Origin of the sequence: Psychrobacter sp. UBA5136, from assembly GCF_002414005.1 — a bacterium.
Lineage (GTDB): Bacteria > Pseudomonadota > Gammaproteobacteria > Pseudomonadales > Moraxellaceae > Psychrobacter.
The window spans coordinates 46,253-63,400 of record NZ_DHYG01000043.1; the positions used below are offsets into that span (position 1 = coordinate 46,253).

Annotated in this window: 14 protein-coding genes and 1 tRNA gene; 10 read left to right on the plus strand and 5 right to left on the minus strand. The window is 44.6% G+C overall.

The features are described 5' to 3' along the window. Positions 1 to 139 precede the first annotated feature (139 nt). Together B4240_RS06135 and B4240_RS06140 are read right to left on the minus strand one after the other, a co-directional pair. Positions 140 to 226, minus strand: a tRNA-Leu gene (locus tag B4240_RS06135). A gap of 137 nt (positions 227 to 363) precedes the next feature. Then, complete coding sequence (locus B4240_RS06140; RefSeq protein WP_296237497.1) at positions 364 to 1,137, minus strand: ferredoxin--NADP reductase; 774 nt, start codon at positions 1,135 to 1,137, stop codon at positions 364 to 366. 447 nt (positions 1,138 to 1,584) lie between these two features. On the opposite strand from B4240_RS06140, the gene tsaA reads away from it, so the two are divergent. From tsaA to gspK, 8 genes are all read left to right on the plus strand, one after another. After that, complete coding sequence (gene tsaA / locus B4240_RS06145) at positions 1,585 to 2,454, plus strand: tRNA (N6-threonylcarbamoyladenosine(37)-N6)-methyltransferase TrmO (protein WP_296237499.1); 870 nt, start codon at positions 1,585 to 1,587, stop codon at positions 2,452 to 2,454. Between the two features lie 85 nt (positions 2,455 to 2,539). Further along, positions 2,540 to 4,327, plus strand: coding sequence for a GspE/PulE family protein (locus tag B4240_RS06150; protein WP_296237501.1), 1,788 nt, complete (start codon positions 2,540 to 2,542; stop codon positions 4,325 to 4,327). Positions 4,328 to 4,447: 120 nt separating this feature from the next. After that, the gene (locus B4240_RS06155; RefSeq protein ID WP_296237503.1) at positions 4,448 to 5,236 is read left to right on the plus strand and encodes a TatD family hydrolase; all 789 of its coding nucleotides are present in this window, start codon (positions 4,448 to 4,450) and stop codon (positions 5,234 to 5,236) included. Positions 5,237 to 5,466: 230 nt separating this feature from the next. After that, positions 5,467 to 6,150 carry a TetR/AcrR family transcriptional regulator gene (locus tag B4240_RS06160; RefSeq protein WP_296237505.1) on the plus strand — a complete coding sequence of 228 codons (684 nt, stop codon included), beginning with the start codon at positions 5,467 to 5,469 and terminating at the stop codon, positions 6,148 to 6,150. 220 nt (positions 6,151 to 6,370) lie between these two features. Next, positions 6,371 to 7,051 (plus strand): prepilin-type N-terminal cleavage/methylation domain-containing protein, encoded by a 681-nt coding sequence (locus B4240_RS06165; protein ID WP_296237508.1) that lies wholly within the window; start codon positions 6,371 to 6,373, stop codon positions 7,049 to 7,051. 3 nt (positions 7,052 to 7,054) lie between these two features. Then, a complete protein-coding gene (gspI, locus tag B4240_RS06170) occupies positions 7,055 to 7,561 on the plus strand; it encodes a type II secretion system minor pseudopilin GspI (protein WP_296237510.1) in 507 nt (168 codons plus the stop codon). Continuing rightward, the gene (gene gspJ / locus B4240_RS06175; protein WP_296237512.1) at positions 7,558 to 8,430 is read left to right on the plus strand and encodes a type II secretion system minor pseudopilin GspJ; all 873 of its coding nucleotides are present in this window, start codon (positions 7,558 to 7,560) and stop codon (positions 8,428 to 8,430) included. Before gspI ends, gspJ begins: the two co-directional genes overlap by 4 nt. A 12-nt stretch (positions 8,431 to 8,442) precedes the next feature. Continuing rightward, positions 8,443 to 9,543, plus strand: coding sequence for a type II secretion system minor pseudopilin GspK (gene gspK, locus B4240_RS06180; RefSeq protein WP_296237514.1), 1,101 nt, complete (start codon positions 8,443 to 8,445; stop codon positions 9,541 to 9,543). Between the two features lie 88 nt (positions 9,544 to 9,631). Here gspK and B4240_RS06185 read toward each other — a convergent pair whose 3' ends face one another. The 3 genes from B4240_RS06185 to ychF form a co-directional block, all read right to left on the minus strand. After that, entirely contained in the window at positions 9,632 to 10,312 is a 681-nt protein-coding gene (locus B4240_RS06185) for a TetR family transcriptional regulator (protein ID WP_296237516.1), read from the minus strand. A gap of 105 nt (positions 10,313 to 10,417) precedes the next feature. Then, a complete protein-coding gene (locus tag B4240_RS06190) occupies positions 10,418 to 11,878 on the minus strand; it encodes a deoxyguanosinetriphosphate triphosphohydrolase (RefSeq protein ID WP_296237518.1) in 1,461 nt (486 codons plus the stop codon). 189 nt (positions 11,879 to 12,067) lie between these two features. Continuing rightward, positions 12,068 to 13,159 (minus strand): redox-regulated ATPase YchF, encoded by a 1,092-nt coding sequence (gene ychF, locus B4240_RS06195; protein WP_296237521.1) that lies wholly within the window; start codon positions 13,157 to 13,159, stop codon positions 12,068 to 12,070. A gap of 269 nt (positions 13,160 to 13,428) precedes the next feature. Between ychF and B4240_RS06200 the strand changes: the two genes are divergently transcribed. Both B4240_RS06200 and B4240_RS06205 read left to right on the plus strand, forming a co-directional pair. Beyond that, positions 13,429 to 15,639 (plus strand): ATP-dependent helicase, encoded by a 2,211-nt coding sequence (locus B4240_RS06200; RefSeq protein ID WP_296237523.1) that lies wholly within the window; start codon positions 13,429 to 13,431, stop codon positions 15,637 to 15,639. A 232-nt stretch (positions 15,640 to 15,871) separates the two neighbouring features. After that, positions 15,872 to 17,119, plus strand: a complete 1,248-nt coding sequence (locus tag B4240_RS06205) for an NAD(P)/FAD-dependent oxidoreductase (RefSeq protein ID WP_296237525.1) — start codon at positions 15,872 to 15,874, stop codon at positions 17,117 to 17,119. The last annotated feature ends 29 nt before the right edge of the window (positions 17,120 to 17,148 follow it).

Genomic DNA, 17,148 nt, shown 5'->3' on the forward strand with positions numbered 1-17,148 from the left:
ATACGTGAACATGCAGATGTATTAAAGTATCAAGATAGTATCAAAATTTTATTTTACGCTGTTATTACTCGACCAATTTATAAATAATTCACGCAATAAAAAACCCTCACAATCTATAGACTGTAAGGGTTTCGTATAGTGGTACCAGTGGTCGGACTCGAACCGACACGCTTTTAAAGGCAACGGATTTTGAATCCGTCATGTCTACCAATTCCATCACACTGGCATGTTAGGAGATAAAGTCTTTACTACTAGACGATATCAAATTGGGCTACAGGGTTAACTCTGTATAGGCTGCGTATTATAGCAGCCTAGATGTAGCCGTCAAGAATTATTTATCATATTTGCGATAAAAATTCATTTTTAACCAACAAAGGCACGCTCAACGGCATAATCTGCTTGCACGCCCATGCGCGGTGAGACTGTAAGACCGAAGTCGTCCAAAATTGTCGAGATATCCGCATTAAATGGCATACTACCGCAGATAAGTACACGATCATCGTCTTTATTCATAGGCGGCAGGCCAATATCTTCAAAGAACTTGCCAGACTTCATCAGGTCAGTGATACGGCCAGTATTTCTAAACTCTTCACGCGTGACGGTAGGGTAGTAAATGAATTTTTTACGGAATTCTTCCCCAAAGATTTCGTCGTTTGGCAGCTCTTCTTCGAACATCTCCCGATAAGCCAAATCTTTGACCTGACGCACGCCGTGCACCAAGATAATTTTGTCAAAACGCTCATAGACTTCAGGGTCCCGTGACAACGCTAAAAATGGCGCAAGCCCTGTACCCGTTGACAGCATATATAAATGCTTACCCGGTAATAAATCGTCCAGTACCAGGGTGCCCGTTGGCTTTTTACTGACCAACAACTCATCGCCCACTTTGATATGCTGTAAGCGCGAGGTTAGCGGACCGTCTTGTACTTTAATGGAGAAAAATTCCAGATGCTCTTCGTAGTTGGGGCTAGCAATCGAGTACGCACGCAATAGCGGTCTACCGTCGACAACGATGCCAATCATCGCAAACTCGCCATTACGGAAGCGTAAGCCATCGTCACGCGTGGTTTTGATGCTAAATAAAGAGTCATTCCAATGATGAACCTCTGTAACCGTTTCGGTGCGGAGTTTTGACATAAAGCCCTCGTTAGTAAGTGGTAATGTGTATTCGCCAATTAAAAGATGTGCTAAATAAGATTTTTAACTGGTTTAAAGTGATGCAAAGTGTTAATTAAGATAAAGCGTTGAATCAGCCAGACAAGCAATAAAAACCATTATTTTAACATTATTATGAGGTTTTATAAGGCATCAGGTTTTATCAAATAACAGCCCTGCCGATAAAAGTAATTTTTGACGCGCATACTTTATAAGTGCGCACTCTCTATAAGTGTGTAGTTTATGAATGCATGTTTTATGAATGCAAGCCATTCTCAATAAATTTCTCGCTCATCATAACAAACTTTAAAATAAAAATCCGCCTAGCCGCCCGTCTCTACCATGATAAAATGGAATATCGTTAGCGAATAATTTTCTATCATTGGCGCGCGCCATTATTATCAGCTATTTACTTTTGGGATTGAAGTTATGACTTGTCAGACTGCGGCGCCTTTCAGCCATCATCTATCACCCATTATCGGCTACCACCGCGCGCCGCTGTCACAAAAGTTTGGCGCGCCAAGGCAGCCAAATCTGGTAGCGCTTACCAGTGTCATTGAAATGCTGGCGCCGTATGATACGCCAGCCGCGTTTATCGGACTGGAAGATTTTAGCCATATTTGGGTCAGCTGGCAGTTTCATCATAACTATTTATATAAAGACAGTTTATACAAAGACAATCAGCCCAATAAAAACAATAAAACCGCTAGCAATTTTCGCCCGCAAGTGCGGCCGCCGCGTTTGGGTGGTAATCAAAAAATAGGCGTATTTGCCAGTCGCAGTATGTATCGACCCTCAGCGCTCGGCTTGTCCGTGGTCAAGCTTGAGCGCATTGAGATTGTAGAGGGTCGGGTATTACTTATCGTTAGCGGGGCTGATATGATAGATGGGACGCCAATTATCGATATCAAGCCTTATGTCGCTTATAGTGATGCAATGCCTGAAGCGCAAAGCGGTTTTGCACCCTCTGCGCCGCACTTGCTGGAGGTGAGGGTTTCTGAGTTGGCTTATGCGCAGTTTGAGCAAATCATCGCCAATCAAAGGTTTGCCAATGGCGTAGAAAAAAACGCTAAAGATGAGAGATTGACGGTTAAAGCGGTCATTTATAACACTCAAAAACAGTTGTTGATATCTGATCTCGATACGATTAAAGCCTTGATAGCCCAAGACCCGCGCCCGGCTTATCGGCGTAGAGAGACAGGGTCGTCATTTGTCATGCGTTATAAGTCTGTTGATGTCAGCTTTCAGTTATTGAAAACAGATGAATTACAGATAACAAATATCGCCATAGTAGAATGAAAGTAAATTATCAGAATTATAGTAAATATCGCCGCTGCCAAATGCCTTAAACCTTATAAGAATAAAACTATAAAAGAAGACAATTATGCCTGCTCAAAAGTACTCGATAGTGATTGATTTACGTTGGTGCCTAGACGAATTGTTGGCAGATAAGGTGATTGATCAACGCGGCTATAATCTTATTATTACCAGTCGCCGCAACAAGGCTCAGCATCCGCTCCTGACCATCAGCGAGTTTGGTTTGCCAAATGGTCATGCGCCTGATAATAGTCCTGAAAATAAATTAACGCTGGCGTGGCTCAATCAGTGGCTTGCTGCCAAAGCAGATATGCCGCTGGTGCGTATTGACCCGTTAAAGGTCGATGTACCGGCGGTGACGCAGCTGATGTCGTTTGAGTATGCACGCTCGCAGTATATCTTATCGATTGAGGTGACGCTGGATGAGGTGGTGATTGGCACCGATCAGCCGTTTTATACCGATTGGCATGGCAATATTGAAAAATTGATTAAATCAAAGAGCTATCGTACGGTCTTTATCAATCCTGAACAAATCAATCGCTATCGGCAAGAGTTTTATCAAGTCACGCAGGCGATTGCGGGCGCAAACTCCCTGCATAAGCGCGCGGCGGCGGACGTCACCAATGTCGAAGCCTTATTGCAGCTCGGCGATAACGCCAACCCCGATGCCAACGACCAACATATTGTAAAAGTCGTTGATTGGCTGTTGCAATATGCCTTTGAGCAGCGCGCGAGCGACATTCATCTAGAGCCGCGCCGCGAGACAGGCAAAGTGCGTTTTCGTATTGATGGGGTATTGCATAGTGTCTATGAGATGCCGCTCGCGATTATAGTGGCAGTGACCGCCCGTATTAAAATTTTGGGACGGCTCAATGTCGCAGAAAAGCGCAAACCGCAAGATGGACGCTTAAAAACGCGGACACCAAAAGGCTTAGAGACTGAGCTGCGTCTTTCTACCATGCCGACCGCTTTTGGCGAAAAGCTCGTGATGCGGGTATTTGACCCAGAAGTGCTGGTGCGCTCATTTGCTCAGCTTGGTCTATCAGGTAAGCAGCTTGAGACGTGGCATGAGCTGACCGCGCATCCAAACGGCATTATTTTGGTTACTGGTCCGACAGGTTCGGGTAAAACGACCACTTTATATAGTACGCTAAAGCAACTTGCCACCGAGCAAGTCAATGTTTGTACCATTGAAGATCCGATTGAAATGATTGAGCCCGCCTTTAATCAAATGCAGGTCAATCCGGGGGTAGATTTGCATTTTGCCGACGGTATTCGCTCGTTGATGCGCCAAGACCCAGACATTATTATGGTCGGTGAGATTCGTGATGCCGAAACCGCTAATATGGCCGTGCAAGCGTCGTTAACGGGACATTTGGTACTTTCGACTTTGCACACCAATGACGCACCAAGCTCTATCACCCGTCTGCACGATTTGGGTATTCAGCCTTTTTTAACCTCAGCAACGATATTGGGCGTAATGGCGCAGCGCCTGCTGCGAACGTTATGCCCGCATTGCAAGCAAACGGTTGATGTCACCGCAGATAGCGAGATAGCTATTCAATGGCAAGAGCTGGTACAGCCTTGGCGCGCGCCCGTGCCCGCCCAAGTTTATAAAGCGCAGGGCTGTGAGCACTGCCGCCATACCGGTTATCAAGGCCGCGTTGGGCTATACGAGATTATGCCATTATCCAATGAGCTAAAAAAACTGGTCGCCGCCGATGCCAATTTAGACACGCTTAAGCAGCAAGCCTACCGCGAAGGCGTACAGCCGCTGCGCCTATCTGGAGCAAAACGCATTAGCGAAGGGTTAACGACCATAGAAGAAGTGATGCGCGTGGTGCCGTTACATTAACAATGGCTTGGTTAAACACGACTTGAAAAACCCATTTATCAGAGCAATTAATACCATTACGACTACCAAATACAGATTTTAAGATACTCCACCTATTGATTTTTATTAACGAGATTGTTTATGTTTACTGATACGCATTGCCATCTAAACCGTTTGGATTTAACCAAGTATGATGGTCAATTGTCCGGTGCTATTGCTGCGATGAAAGAGGCGAATGTTACCCGTGCCATGGCGATCATGTGTGATTTCGCTGAATACGATGAGATTGCTGATATTGTTCGTACTTACAATGATGAGACGCTAAATCTTGGTATGAGCGTTGGCATTCATCCTTGTGAAGATATCAGCGTCTTACAGTCAGCGACGGTCGAGCGCTTGATCAAAACCGCTGATGCGGAGCACGTGTGGGCGATAGGGGAAACGGGACTGGATTATTACTGGTCGACGGAAAATAAAAAGGAGCAACAAGCCAGCCTTGCACGTCATATTCATGCCAGCCAAAGCTTAAAAAAACCCCTAGTCGTGCATATGCGTGATGCCAAAGAAGACACGCTTGATATCCTAAAAGCAGAAGGCGCTGAACACGGTATCATTCATTGCTTTACCGAGGACTGGGAGACGGCAAAACGAGCGTTAGACTTAGGGTTTTATATTTCATTTTCGGGCATTGTGAGCTTTAAAAGCGCGCAAATCATTCAAGATGCTGCAAAAAATATGCCCAAGGATAGAATACTTATCGAAACCGACAGTCCATATTTAGCGCCTGTGCCAAAGCGCGGCAAGCCTAATGAACCTGCGTACGTACCGTATGTGGCAAGCTATCTTGCCCAGATGTATGGCTGGAGTAGCGATGAAGTCGGCGCACTGACTGCAAAAAACTTTGAAAATTTACTGGCACAGTACCACTAAAATGGTTATGCTATGACCAATCAGTCATTTATTAACGAGTGTGTGGTTTCTTGTTTTATGTATTTTTAATACTGAACTTAACCCTATGATTATAATGACTGGTCAGCAAACATAAGCATATTTCCTTTGGTGGTATTGGCGTAGCGGTTATACAATCCATACGTGTGCTGCCGATACAATAATGTAAAGGACGGTCATATGCATGATATTGTCAGGTTTTAGGAGAAATTATGAGTCGTCAGCACCAGTTCAAGGCACGAGAAGAGAATATCTTAGCGATGGCAGAGCAATTGCTACTTGAGTCAGGCGATGGTGATATCACTTTAGACAGCTTGGCAGACCAGCTCGATTTGGCTAAAGGCACCTTATATAAGCATTTCTCCAGTAAAGATGAGCTCTATTTGCGCATTATTATCCGATACGAAGAGCAATTGTTTGAGATCAATCGCATTGACGATTGTCCGTCAGCAGGGGTGGCGCGTATGATTCTCCAGCAGCTCTTTAATCCACAAAAAGCCATGCTCCTTAACCAAATCGAAGAGCGTCTGGCGGCATCAGTAACAGGTCTAAATCGCTTGTTTGGCGAGCTTTATGATATTCGCCGTCAGCGGATGAAGCGTTTAATTGATATTATCAGCGCGTATTTACAAGAGCAGCATAGTAGCTTGAGTACGCGTGATTATTTGTCCTCGATTTGGGCAATGGGTCAGGGCGGTGCAGGACTATTAAATTCAAGTTTTTATCAGCGTTACTTAGGTCGGCGTGACACTCTGCGTTATGCCTTTGTGCAGCAAATGCTTGAGCTGCCAAGCCATTATCCGGCGGCCGATGATGAAGTGATGGATGAGGATATGCAGGAATTGGTAGAGCAAATCGATACTGAGTCAGAAGAGCATCGTAATACCAATTACTAGATGGCTACTTTCTAGATTGCCATTATATTTTAAATGTAGCGCGTCATTATTTTATAAAAATCCGTGTTGTTATATTCTGTATGGCAGCACGTTAAATTTATCTTCTACAATGTATAAGTTTACAGCTTTTTCTTCTGTAATCTGTCATATCCATCGTTTTATACACAATACAATCTATCGTCATTTTTAATAAAGTGACGCCATTCTAGATGACTTCTGTATGTCAAAATCGACTTCCTCAAGAGCAATTCAACATAGGCAAGCGGGATTTACCCTTGTCGAAATTGTTGTCGTCGTCGTTATTTTATCCATCTTTGCAGGCATGATGAGCTTGTCGGTCGGTAGTAGTGAGTCACGCAAAAACCGCGCTTTTTATGAGCATTTAACAGATTCATTAAGCTACGTGCGATTATTATCCGCTGAGCGCATGCAGCCGATGGGCTTAAGTTTGCAAGCTGATAAGCAAGGGCAAGTGTCACCCGTTATTGTCACGCTATCTAATCCGTATGTTGCTTATCAAACTCAGGCTGCCACTTCTTCTAGTGGAGACAGCACGCCTAAAAATGCTATGGAGTTGTCGGCAAATTTGACGAGTGTGTCAGCTGCTTCAGATAAAGCGCCCACACCAAGCTGGGAGATTGAACCAGAAATTAGCCTCCCTGCCTTGCCTACGGGCGTGAGCTTAAGCGTACAAAATTTGGATGCGGGAAATATTTCGAATGCAGGACAAGCACAAGCGCTGCAGCCGTGGTTTACTGGCCAAAACGTCCCGCAAGTTTTGTGGTTTGGCACAGGGCAGGCCACGCCTGTCACAATTGAGGTGCGCCACAACTCGCGTTTGGTCGGCGAGGTGATTATGATTATGCCCGATGGCAGTATGTCGATAGGACAAGGGCAATAGCTGATGATAAATAGCAATAAAAGTGTGCCTATTCAGCCAATTCAGCTAAAGCAAAAACCAGTGCTATCGACGCCAACAACGTTATCAAAGCACGAGCGTGGATTTACCCTAATTGAAGTGATGGTTGCCTTAGCAATTTTAGCGGTCGTTGCGGTTGCGGCGAGCCGTGCGAGTAGTGCCTATCTAAGCTCAGTCGATGTCTTGCGCACCCGCACATTGGCGCAGTTTGTGGCACAAAACGCCGCGGCAGATCTGCGTATTCAAGATACGTGGTTGACGGCCAATAAAACCCAAACCATCAATGCACAAGGCCTTGATTGGCAAGTGACGATGACCGTCACAGATGCTATCACGCCTGCATTAAAACAGGTGAATATCGCTGTTGCGCCTATTATAGACGGGCAGCCGCGCAGCGCAGTGACGGATATCAACGTCATGTTAAGTAACGCTGAGCAAGAGGTTGGTAGTTTGGATTTGAGCCGACTAAACCCTAATGGAGGCAATCTGTGAAATCAAATCATGGGTTTACTCTGCTTGAGCTGATGGTGGCGATGGCAATATTTGCTATGCTGGCGGTTGCAGGTTGGCAAGTGTTTGATGGCGTTAACCGGGCGCGTGAACGGGCCCAGTTTCATGCGGACAATTTAGCGGTTTTGCAATATGCTTATTTGCAGTTACAGCAAGATATGAGCCAAATGCTTCCTTATCAGGCACTGGGTATGCAAGCTGCCAACTCTTTATCCAACAACGCTACAAATAATAATCCTAATCATAACCATCAAGAAAATGCACCAGCGCTTGAACCTTTTATGAGTTTAGACGGCGAGCGTATCAGCTTTGTGCGCTTTGTTGACCCTGATCCGCGTTATCAAAGCAGCGCAAGCGTACAGCATATTGAATACATTTTTGCTGATGAGCGCTTAATTCGCCGTCAATATAGCAGCCTTGGCAGTGATAGCATAAGTTTAGATAGTGTATTGCTCGAAGGCGTCACGGCTGGGCGCTGGCAAGCCTATTTACCTGAAGTAAGTGCTAAATTTCCAAGTAAAGACAGCAGTAACAATAACAATGCCGCATCAGGGCAGCTGGCGAATTCAGCCAATAAAACGTCTGAGATTATACTGTTACCAAAAGGAGTTGCGCTTAACTTTACCTATCAGGATATGCCGATTACTTGGCAATGGGCGCTGACTCCGCAGCCAGTACCAAATATTAGTGCAAATGCCAGCAATAAAAATACTCCTAACAAACCTAATGGCAATGGTAGTAATAACCATAATAACGACAACGATAACGGCGGCACTAATAATGAAGCCAATGACACTGTAGAAAATAATCACTCAGGAAACGCTATTGAAAATGCGCCATTTGGTCAATGATAAAGGCTGTTTATGCCAAGTGAGCTACCAATGAAGCCAGTTGTGTCCATAAATGCCAACTCGCAGCGCGGGGTTGCGCTACTGACTATCTTGCTATTGGTGGTCAGTATTACCGTGGTTGCAGGGGCGATGCTTGCCAGCCAAAAGATTGCCATTAGGCGTAGCGGCTTATTGTTTGACCAAAACCAGCTCTTACAAGACATCAATGCCGGTCAGCAATTGGCCATCACTCTTATTCGTGCTGACGCTAAGCTAAATGATACCGATAGCGCGCAGGACATTTGGGCGCAGCCCATACCGCCTTATACGCTGGGTGGACATAGCATCGGCATCGAATTACGCGACGAGGCCAGTCGTTTTAACATCAATAATTTATATCATAATGGCGCCGTTGATACTGCTGCATTGGCCGTCTTTCAAAGGCTGCTCACGCAGTTAAATCTAGAGCCTGAAATCGCCGTTGCCATCCTTGATTATCAAGATGCCGACGGGGAAGTTTATCAAGATGGCGGTGATGAAAGTGTGATTTATAGTCAACAGACTGGTCGCGGCACAGATAAAACTTTACCCAACCAAGCTTTGCTTAGTATTGATCAATTAGCAGAGGTAAAGAGTATTAATGCAGAAGTATTAGCGGCACTACGTCCTTATATCACCGCGGTGCCGTATTATTTACCCATTAATATTAATACCGCCAGTCCCGTTTTGCTTGCTGCCTTGGTAGAAGGTGCGAGCAGTCAGCAAATGCAAAGTATCGTTGAGTTGCGCGCAAAACAAGCATTTAACTCCATTGATGATGTTTGGCAGTTGCCAGTATTAAGTAGCATAAAAGAAGAGCAGCGCGAAGCATTAACGCCACTATTGGCCGTTGATAGCCAAGCTTTTATGGCGCTTATTACTGCTAGTGATAATGCGTCTGTTGGTCAGGCAAGGCAACGCTTTGCGACCATTATTATTAGTAAAACTGCTACGGATGGTGAAACGGGAAATAGCAGCGTCAATAGTAATAAAAACAGCAATGATGCGCAAAACGCTCAAAATGCTGATAGTAAAAAGCCCAAAGACTTCCGCGTAGTGACGCAGCGACTTTGGGCGTTTCGACCAAATTTTTAAAAACCAACCAAATTTTAAAAATTAATCAAATTCTTAAAAACTATAAGACAACCATCTTTAAACAATGAACAAGGATTTACCTAATTGCTTAGTCGCCTAAGCGCGTTTCTTCCGTAGATTTCCAGTTGTAGGCACCATAAAACAGCATCTGTGCTTGCCGCGTGCAATTATGCAGCATCAGCTGTTTTTTGTTTTCAATCTCGGCCAAATCGACCTCGTCATCATGGTCTTCGGTGTAGGTCAGCTCGAGCCAGTCAATAATCCAAGAAAAGAACATGTTGACTCCAGCTTCTGCCAGTAGCCTACGATCATAGGTGTTGATGTGGTTGAACGCCGGCTGCAGGGCCAAATCTTCTGCGAGACTTTGACCGTGCTTTTTAATCAGATCACTGATGGCTTTTCGAACCGCTTCCGAGCCGCCATAACGCTCGCTGACCAGAAACTGCCAGTAGCAAGGCTGCTCGCTGACCATATATAAAAACATCTGGATACTTTTAGCGATTTGGCGATCAAAACTGCGCTTGCGCCCGATTTGCAAGTTTTCACTTAAGGTTGCCAGCGTATCGCCTAACTCTTCGATGACTAAGGCGCGGCCAAGCGATTCCATGTCATCAAAATGACGATAAAACGCCGTCGGCACCACGCCAACCTCACGCGTGACCTGCCTGAGGCTAATTGAGCTAAAAGATTGTCCGGTCATACATAAATCAAGCACTGCGTTAAAAAAAGCGTGCCGGGTTTGAAGTTTTTTTTGTTCGCGACTACTCATAATATTTCAAAATTACCTGATAGATGTCTATCATACTCATTTCATTGTAAAAATACGAATAAAATACGTCGTTAACCATGATAATTTATTCGCTAGTCTTGGCACTTAGACGATGGTGCCCCAGTGTCCTTGTAACTCTTGCGCCAATCGATACGCTTCATGGTCATTCATACCGGTGATAAAATCTAAGACATTGAGCATATTGTCATAGATATTGTGGGATAAAACGCGACGATTTTCATCGAGATGCGGCTTGAGCAATCCTAGCAGGCGCTGCTGCTCAAAGGACATTTGCGTCATCGGCGCGCTGGGCGCATTTATCTCACTTATCCAGGCGAGTGGCATAAAAGCATCGAGCAGGCGCTGCAGACATTGATTGGCCATCAGCTCCATCCGTACTTTGCTTGGATGATTAAATATCTTTTCGCGTGCCAATTGCTTAGCTCGGTTGATACCACTTTGCACACTCACATCACAATGCGCAAACAGGCTGCCCTGTAGCGTCCCTGCCAGCATAGCATCACTATTGGCCACAAAAGCATCGGTTACGGCATTGACCAAACGCATCATTGCCCGTGCCCGCAGCGATGCCAAATGCTGCCTGACCGACACTTGAGTTGGTAAATCAAGGCTATCAGGACGCTCACCAGCCAATTCATAAAAGATAGCCGCCACCTCCGCATAGGTAAGCATATTCAAATTGATACCATCCTCCAAATCTATCAGCGCATAGCAGATATCGTCTGCCGCTTCCAATAAATAAGCCAGTGGATGACGAGCATAGCCATCGTGTTGCTTTGAATATGGCAAGCTTAACGTTGCTGCCAGTTCCTCTAACTGCGCCGCCTCACTATAAAAGCAGCCAAATTTTTGCATGTGGGTGATGGGGCTGCTTTGATAAACGGAAGTGTCTTGATAAATAGGGCTGTCTTGATAAATAGAATTGCTATGCACTGCAAGCCAAGGATATTTCATAAACGCGCCCAAAGTGGCGCAAGTTAAACGCATACCGCCCAAATCAGGATGATGCTCATTGCGGGTAAGGATGCGAAATCCCTGCGCGTTGCCTTCATAAGCAAGCAAATCTAACTGCTCATTGCTGTTTAAATTTTGCAAAACCTTTTGCCGCTCAGGATGTATAAACCAGTCACGAATGGCGTACTCTCCGGCATGACCAAACGGCGGGTTACCAATATCATGCGCAAGGCAGGCCGCTTGCACAATGACGCCGACATCAGCGGGCGCGACGCCATTTGGCAAGCCGCCGCCCAGCTTATCATGCAGCTTTTCTGTCGCCATGATGCCCAACGAGCGCCCAATACAAGAAACCTCTAGCGAATGAGTTAAACGCGTATGAATACCAAGCTGATTGGTTAAGGGATGAACTTGGGTTTTCTGATTAAGCTGACGAAATGAATGCGAAAATACCAATCTGTCGTAATCTTTATGAAACGAGGAGCGCGCGCTGTCCTCGGCGGGCGCTTTTTGTTTACTGCCTAAACGCTGGGCGCTAAATAGCTTTGCCCAATGTGCACTTGGGTTAAGCGTCTGGTTAACATGAGTCATAACTTATAATCCATTATTTTTATCGTTTTTTACAGGGGTTACTTTTAAATAATTTGCTGATGCTTCTTATACTATTATTTTTATTATAATAAAAAAAAGCCAGCAACGCGGCTGGCTTTTGGTTGTTCTCTACTAAGACTGTGTAAACAAGCTGCTCGCTATTTAACGCTAAAAACTAGGCATTAAAAATCAGACGTTGAAACGGAAATGCATCACATCGCCATCTTGCACGATATAGGTTTTGCCTTCTAGGCGTGATTTACCTGCTGCTGCTGCGCCTTTTTCACCGCCGTACTCGATAAAGTCATCATAAGCAATCACTTCAGCACGGATAAAGCCACGTTCAAAATCGGTATGAATCACACCAGCGGCTTCAGGAGCGGTGGCACCAACAGCCACTGTCCACGCGCGAACTTCTTTGACACCTGCGGTAAAATACGTTTGCATATCAAGCAAATCATATCCGCCGCGAATCACTTGATCAAGGCCAGCCTCTTCCATACCCATTTCAGCTAAGAAGTCTTTTTTGTCCTCTTCGTCAAGCTGCGCAATTTCAGATTCGATCTGGTTGCATAGGGCAATGACAATAGAATCTTCGCCCGTGGCGTAGTCGCGGACGGCATCTAGATATGGGTTATTCTCAAAACCATCCTCGCTCACGTTAGCGATATACATCGTTGGCTTTAGGGTAATCAGACCATAACTTCTGATTAGTTTTTGCTCGTCTTTGTCCAAATTAGCACCGCGCGCCGCTTTACCTTCAGCCAATAACGGCTCAATTTTTTTGAACACATCAAGCATAGCCGTGGCGTCTTTATCGCCGCCTTTGGCTTTTTTGCTTAGGTTGGTAATGGCGCGTTCAACGGCTTCTAAATCGGCCAATGCCAATTCGGTATTGATGGTTTCGATGTCATCAATTGGGCTGACGCGGCCGTCAACGTGGACGACGTTGTCATCATCAAAACAGCGTACCACGTGGGCAATCGCATCGGTCTCGCGGATATTGGCTAAAAACTGGTTGCCCATGCCTTCGCCCTTTGAGGCGCCTGCAACCAAACCTGCGATATCTACAAACTCCATCGTCGTTGGTAAGATGCGCTCGGGTTTAACAATATCAGCCAGTTTTTTCAGGCGTGGATCTGGCACAGGTACGATGCCGGTGTTGGGATCTTTAGTACAAAACGGAAAGTTTTCAGCGGCGATACCCGCTTTGGTCAAGGCGTTAAACAGGGTGGATTTACCCACGTTTGGTAGACCGACGATGCCGCAATTAAAACCCATAACATGCTCTCAATATATTAATAAAATCAGCCTATAACAGACTTGCTATTTAGTCATTATAAAGCTTGGTAAAAGAGTAACTCAAAATTGGGCATATTGTAGCAAATTTCAGTCAAAATGGGTGAGGTTGTTATACTGATTAAGTAGCATGGTTTTACTTATTATCAGCGGTCTTTTCAGAGTTTGTTATTATGCTAAGCTACCATCTATCCATATCTTTCACTTTATAATAAATTGCGTGTCAAACGTAATCAAAGGCAATATCCACAATGACCACCATTTTTGCTACCCACCATTATCATTATCCGCAAAATTTCGTTGACATGAAACCCAAGCTTAGACGGCTCGAGCAGGCGATTAAAAAGCTCGAGGCCAACTTGATAAATGCCGATAGTGAAATATTAGAGCAACGGCTCGCCAGCCACTTAGGGTTGCAAGTGGATTATGCTAGTGAGCTGAATCCCAACCAATTATTGGCTGCTACCACGACAGAAGGCAAAGTGTTGGTCATTGCTGGTGCAGGCTCTGGTAAAACCAAAACCCTGACTTATAGAACCAGCTATTTGATAGAAAATGGCGTTGCACCAAAAGAGATTTTGCTCTTAACCTTTACCCGTAAAGCGGCAAATGAGATTAAAAACCGCGCTAAAATATTGCTGGCTAGTCGTCTTATTGACAATGACCGCATAAATAGCAAAGCGTTAAACGACATCACCAGCGGCACTTTTCACTCATTTTGCAATATGCTATTGCGCCAATATTCTGGGCTACTTGGTATCAATCCGCGCTTTACCATTTTAGATACGGGCGATAGTGAAGACGCGATTGATTTGATTAATAAAGAAAAAAAGTACCCAACTAAAATAACCAATCAAGCCTTTCCGCGCAAAAAAACCTTGCAAAATATCTTTTCGACCTCTAGAAATCGCCGTATTCATATTCGCGACCTAATAGAAAGCAGTTATCCTGATATTGCCGTGCACATTCCAGTTATCGAGCAATTGGCCGTCGACTTTCATGAATATAAGCGTGCTAATCATTTATACGATTTTGATGATATCATCAGCCAAGTGGTGCGGCATCTAAAGCAAAATGATACCTTTCGAAAGCTACTACAAAAGCAGTATCGTTATGTCATGGTCGATGAATATCAAGACACCAATATTCCGCAAAAAGAGCTGATTGATCTTATTTGTGCGCCAGCATCAGTGTCGCTCATGGTGGTTGGTGATGACAACCAAAGTATTTATGCCTTTCGTGGTGCCAATCATGAAAACATCTTATTATTTGGCGAGAGCTACCCTGAAGCAAAACTGATTAAGCTAGAGCAAAATTATCGCAGCACACCAGCGGTGCTTGATTATATCAATGCTTTATCGGCGCAAATCACGTTAGGCTATCAAAAGCAGCTGTACTCGGGCGCATCTATAGAAGGCATTAGGCCAGTTTTTCGCCGTTTAAGTGATGAGACAAAGGAAGCAAAATATATTGCCGATAAAATCATCGAATTAAAACCAGATTACGATTATCAGGATTTTGCTGTTTTGTGCCGCACGTCTTTTCAATCCAACTACGTTCAGCTTGAATTTATGGAGCGCAATATTCCCTTTATCGTCGTAGGTGGCATTCGCTTTATTGAGCGGCGTCATATCAAGGACGTTTTAGCCTTTGTTAAAATACTTTATAACCCAAATGACACCATTGCATGGCACCGTATCTTAACCTTGTTTAAAGGGGTAGGGGCAGTGACGGCGACGCGTTTGACCCAAGCGATTAATGCCGATAGCAATGTAAATAATAATGTGAATAGCGATGTTAATAGTAACGTTAACAACAACACTTTCGAGCCGCTATTAGCACCATCATTTGCAAAGAAAAGCCCACAGCTTAAATCACTGCATGCGACTTTGACCAAAGCCAGTCAGGCAGAATCGGTTGAAATGGTGATTGAGCTGATTTTAGCGTTTTATACTCCTGTGTTAAAAACGATTGAAGAGAATTGGCGCGAGCGCAGTGAAGATTTCCGTGTGTTAAAAAACCTAGCGACAGAATATGACAGCCTCGATAAGTTCTTAGAAAATCTTGCCCTCGATCCGCCTAATGATTCTGTTGCCACCGCAGGCGAGCCTGAAAAAGACGAAAATAGTAATGATAAAGTCACCATTTCGACCATTCATAGTGCCAAAGGGCTTGAGTGGCCAGTGGTATTTGTCAACTCTCTCGTCGATGGTATGACGCCGCACTATCGCTCGCTCAGTGATTTTGAAGAGTTAGAAGAAGAGCGTAAGCTGTTTTATGTTGCTTGTAGCCGTGCTAAAAGCAGGCTTTTTTTAACCGCGCCCGATTATTTCTCAAGCTACTCAGGTTATTTCGATAAGCCATCAAGGTTTATCGCGGAGCTGCCTGTCGATAAGTTGACGGTCGAGACAGGCAAGAAGCTGTTAGAGACGCTAGCGAGTGAAGATCCGATTTGGTGGTGATTAATTGGTTCATCACATTTTACCCATCCAAAACGTGCGTATTTTTTAATCAGCCCTTCATTATTCCTAGCAAAAATACCTTTTAATTTAATGTATAACCAAAAGTATTGGATAGTAAAAATATTTATAGGTTAAGGGTTTAATCTTGCGCGCAATGCGTTACTATGACTACCTTATCTGTTAATTCTTATATTTTATACTTTGTATTAAGACCTTAAAAAAAGGACATTTTATGCGCTATGAAGTTATCGTTATCGGTGCAGGTATGGTCGGCACCTCAGTTGCTTGGCATCTACAAAAAAATAACGCCGAAGTTTTACTTTTAGACAAAAAACTACCGGGCTCTGAGACTTCATACGGCAATGCAGGCTTGATTCAACGCGAGGCGATTCATACCCATCCGTTTCCGCGTCAGCTGTCTGAGATGATACGCGTACTGCCCAATCAAGGCACCGATATTCGCTATCGCATTCCAGCGCTTTTGCGTTATCATCAGGCGTTATTGCAGTACTGGAAATACTCGACGCCTGCATCAGTCAAAAAAATAGAAGCCGAATGGCAGACGCTGATTGAGCATTGCACCAGCGAGCACCAAACCATGATTGAAGCCTCTGGGGCTGAATACTTGATTAGCCGCAAAGGTTGGTTGCAGCTGCATCGCTCTGAAGAAACGCTAAAAGAAGCCATTGCTGCCGCTATTAAAGACCGTGAGCAAGGTGTTGAACACACTGTCTTAACGATTGAAGAGTTAAAAGCGATGGAGCCGAGCGCTAATTTTGACGACTTCGTTGGTGCGATTCATTGGCTCAACTCTTGGCAGGTGTCAAACCCAAGCTTATTGGTGAAATCATACGCTAAAAACTTTCAAGAAATGGGCGGTACCATTAAAGAAAGCAGCGTAAATGAAATTGTACAAGAACAAGATGGCTGGAAAATCATTACCGACAACGACACTTTTTATAGTGATAAGCTGGTCATTGCCGCAGGACCTTGGTCGAACGATTTAATTAAACCGCTTGGCTATGATTTGCCGTTGTTCCCGATGCGCGGCTATCATCAGCATTTTAAAGTGACAGAAAAAAACACCATCAACCATAGTATGTTTGATATGGATAAAGGCTTTGTGATGGGGCCAATGCAGCAAGGTATCCGTATTACCACGGGTGCTGAGATGACCACCATGAATGCGCCAAAGAACTTTGGCCAATTAAATACCGTATTAAAATTTGCGCGCAAAATTCTGCCGCTCGAAGACGCCGTTGAGAGCGAAGCATGGGCAGGCTCACGTCCTTGTATGCCGGACATGAAGCCAGTTATTGGCCCTGCACCGCAGCACGATAAATTATGGTTTGCCTTTGGTCATAGCCATCAAGGTTTTACTTTAGGACCAACGACAGGTCGCCTTGTCGAAGAGATGATTCATAACAAGCCATTATTGGTTGATATTAAACCCTTTAGCGCCGAGCGTTTTTCTCAGTAACTTCTTACCAAGTAACGTTTAAATAAAAA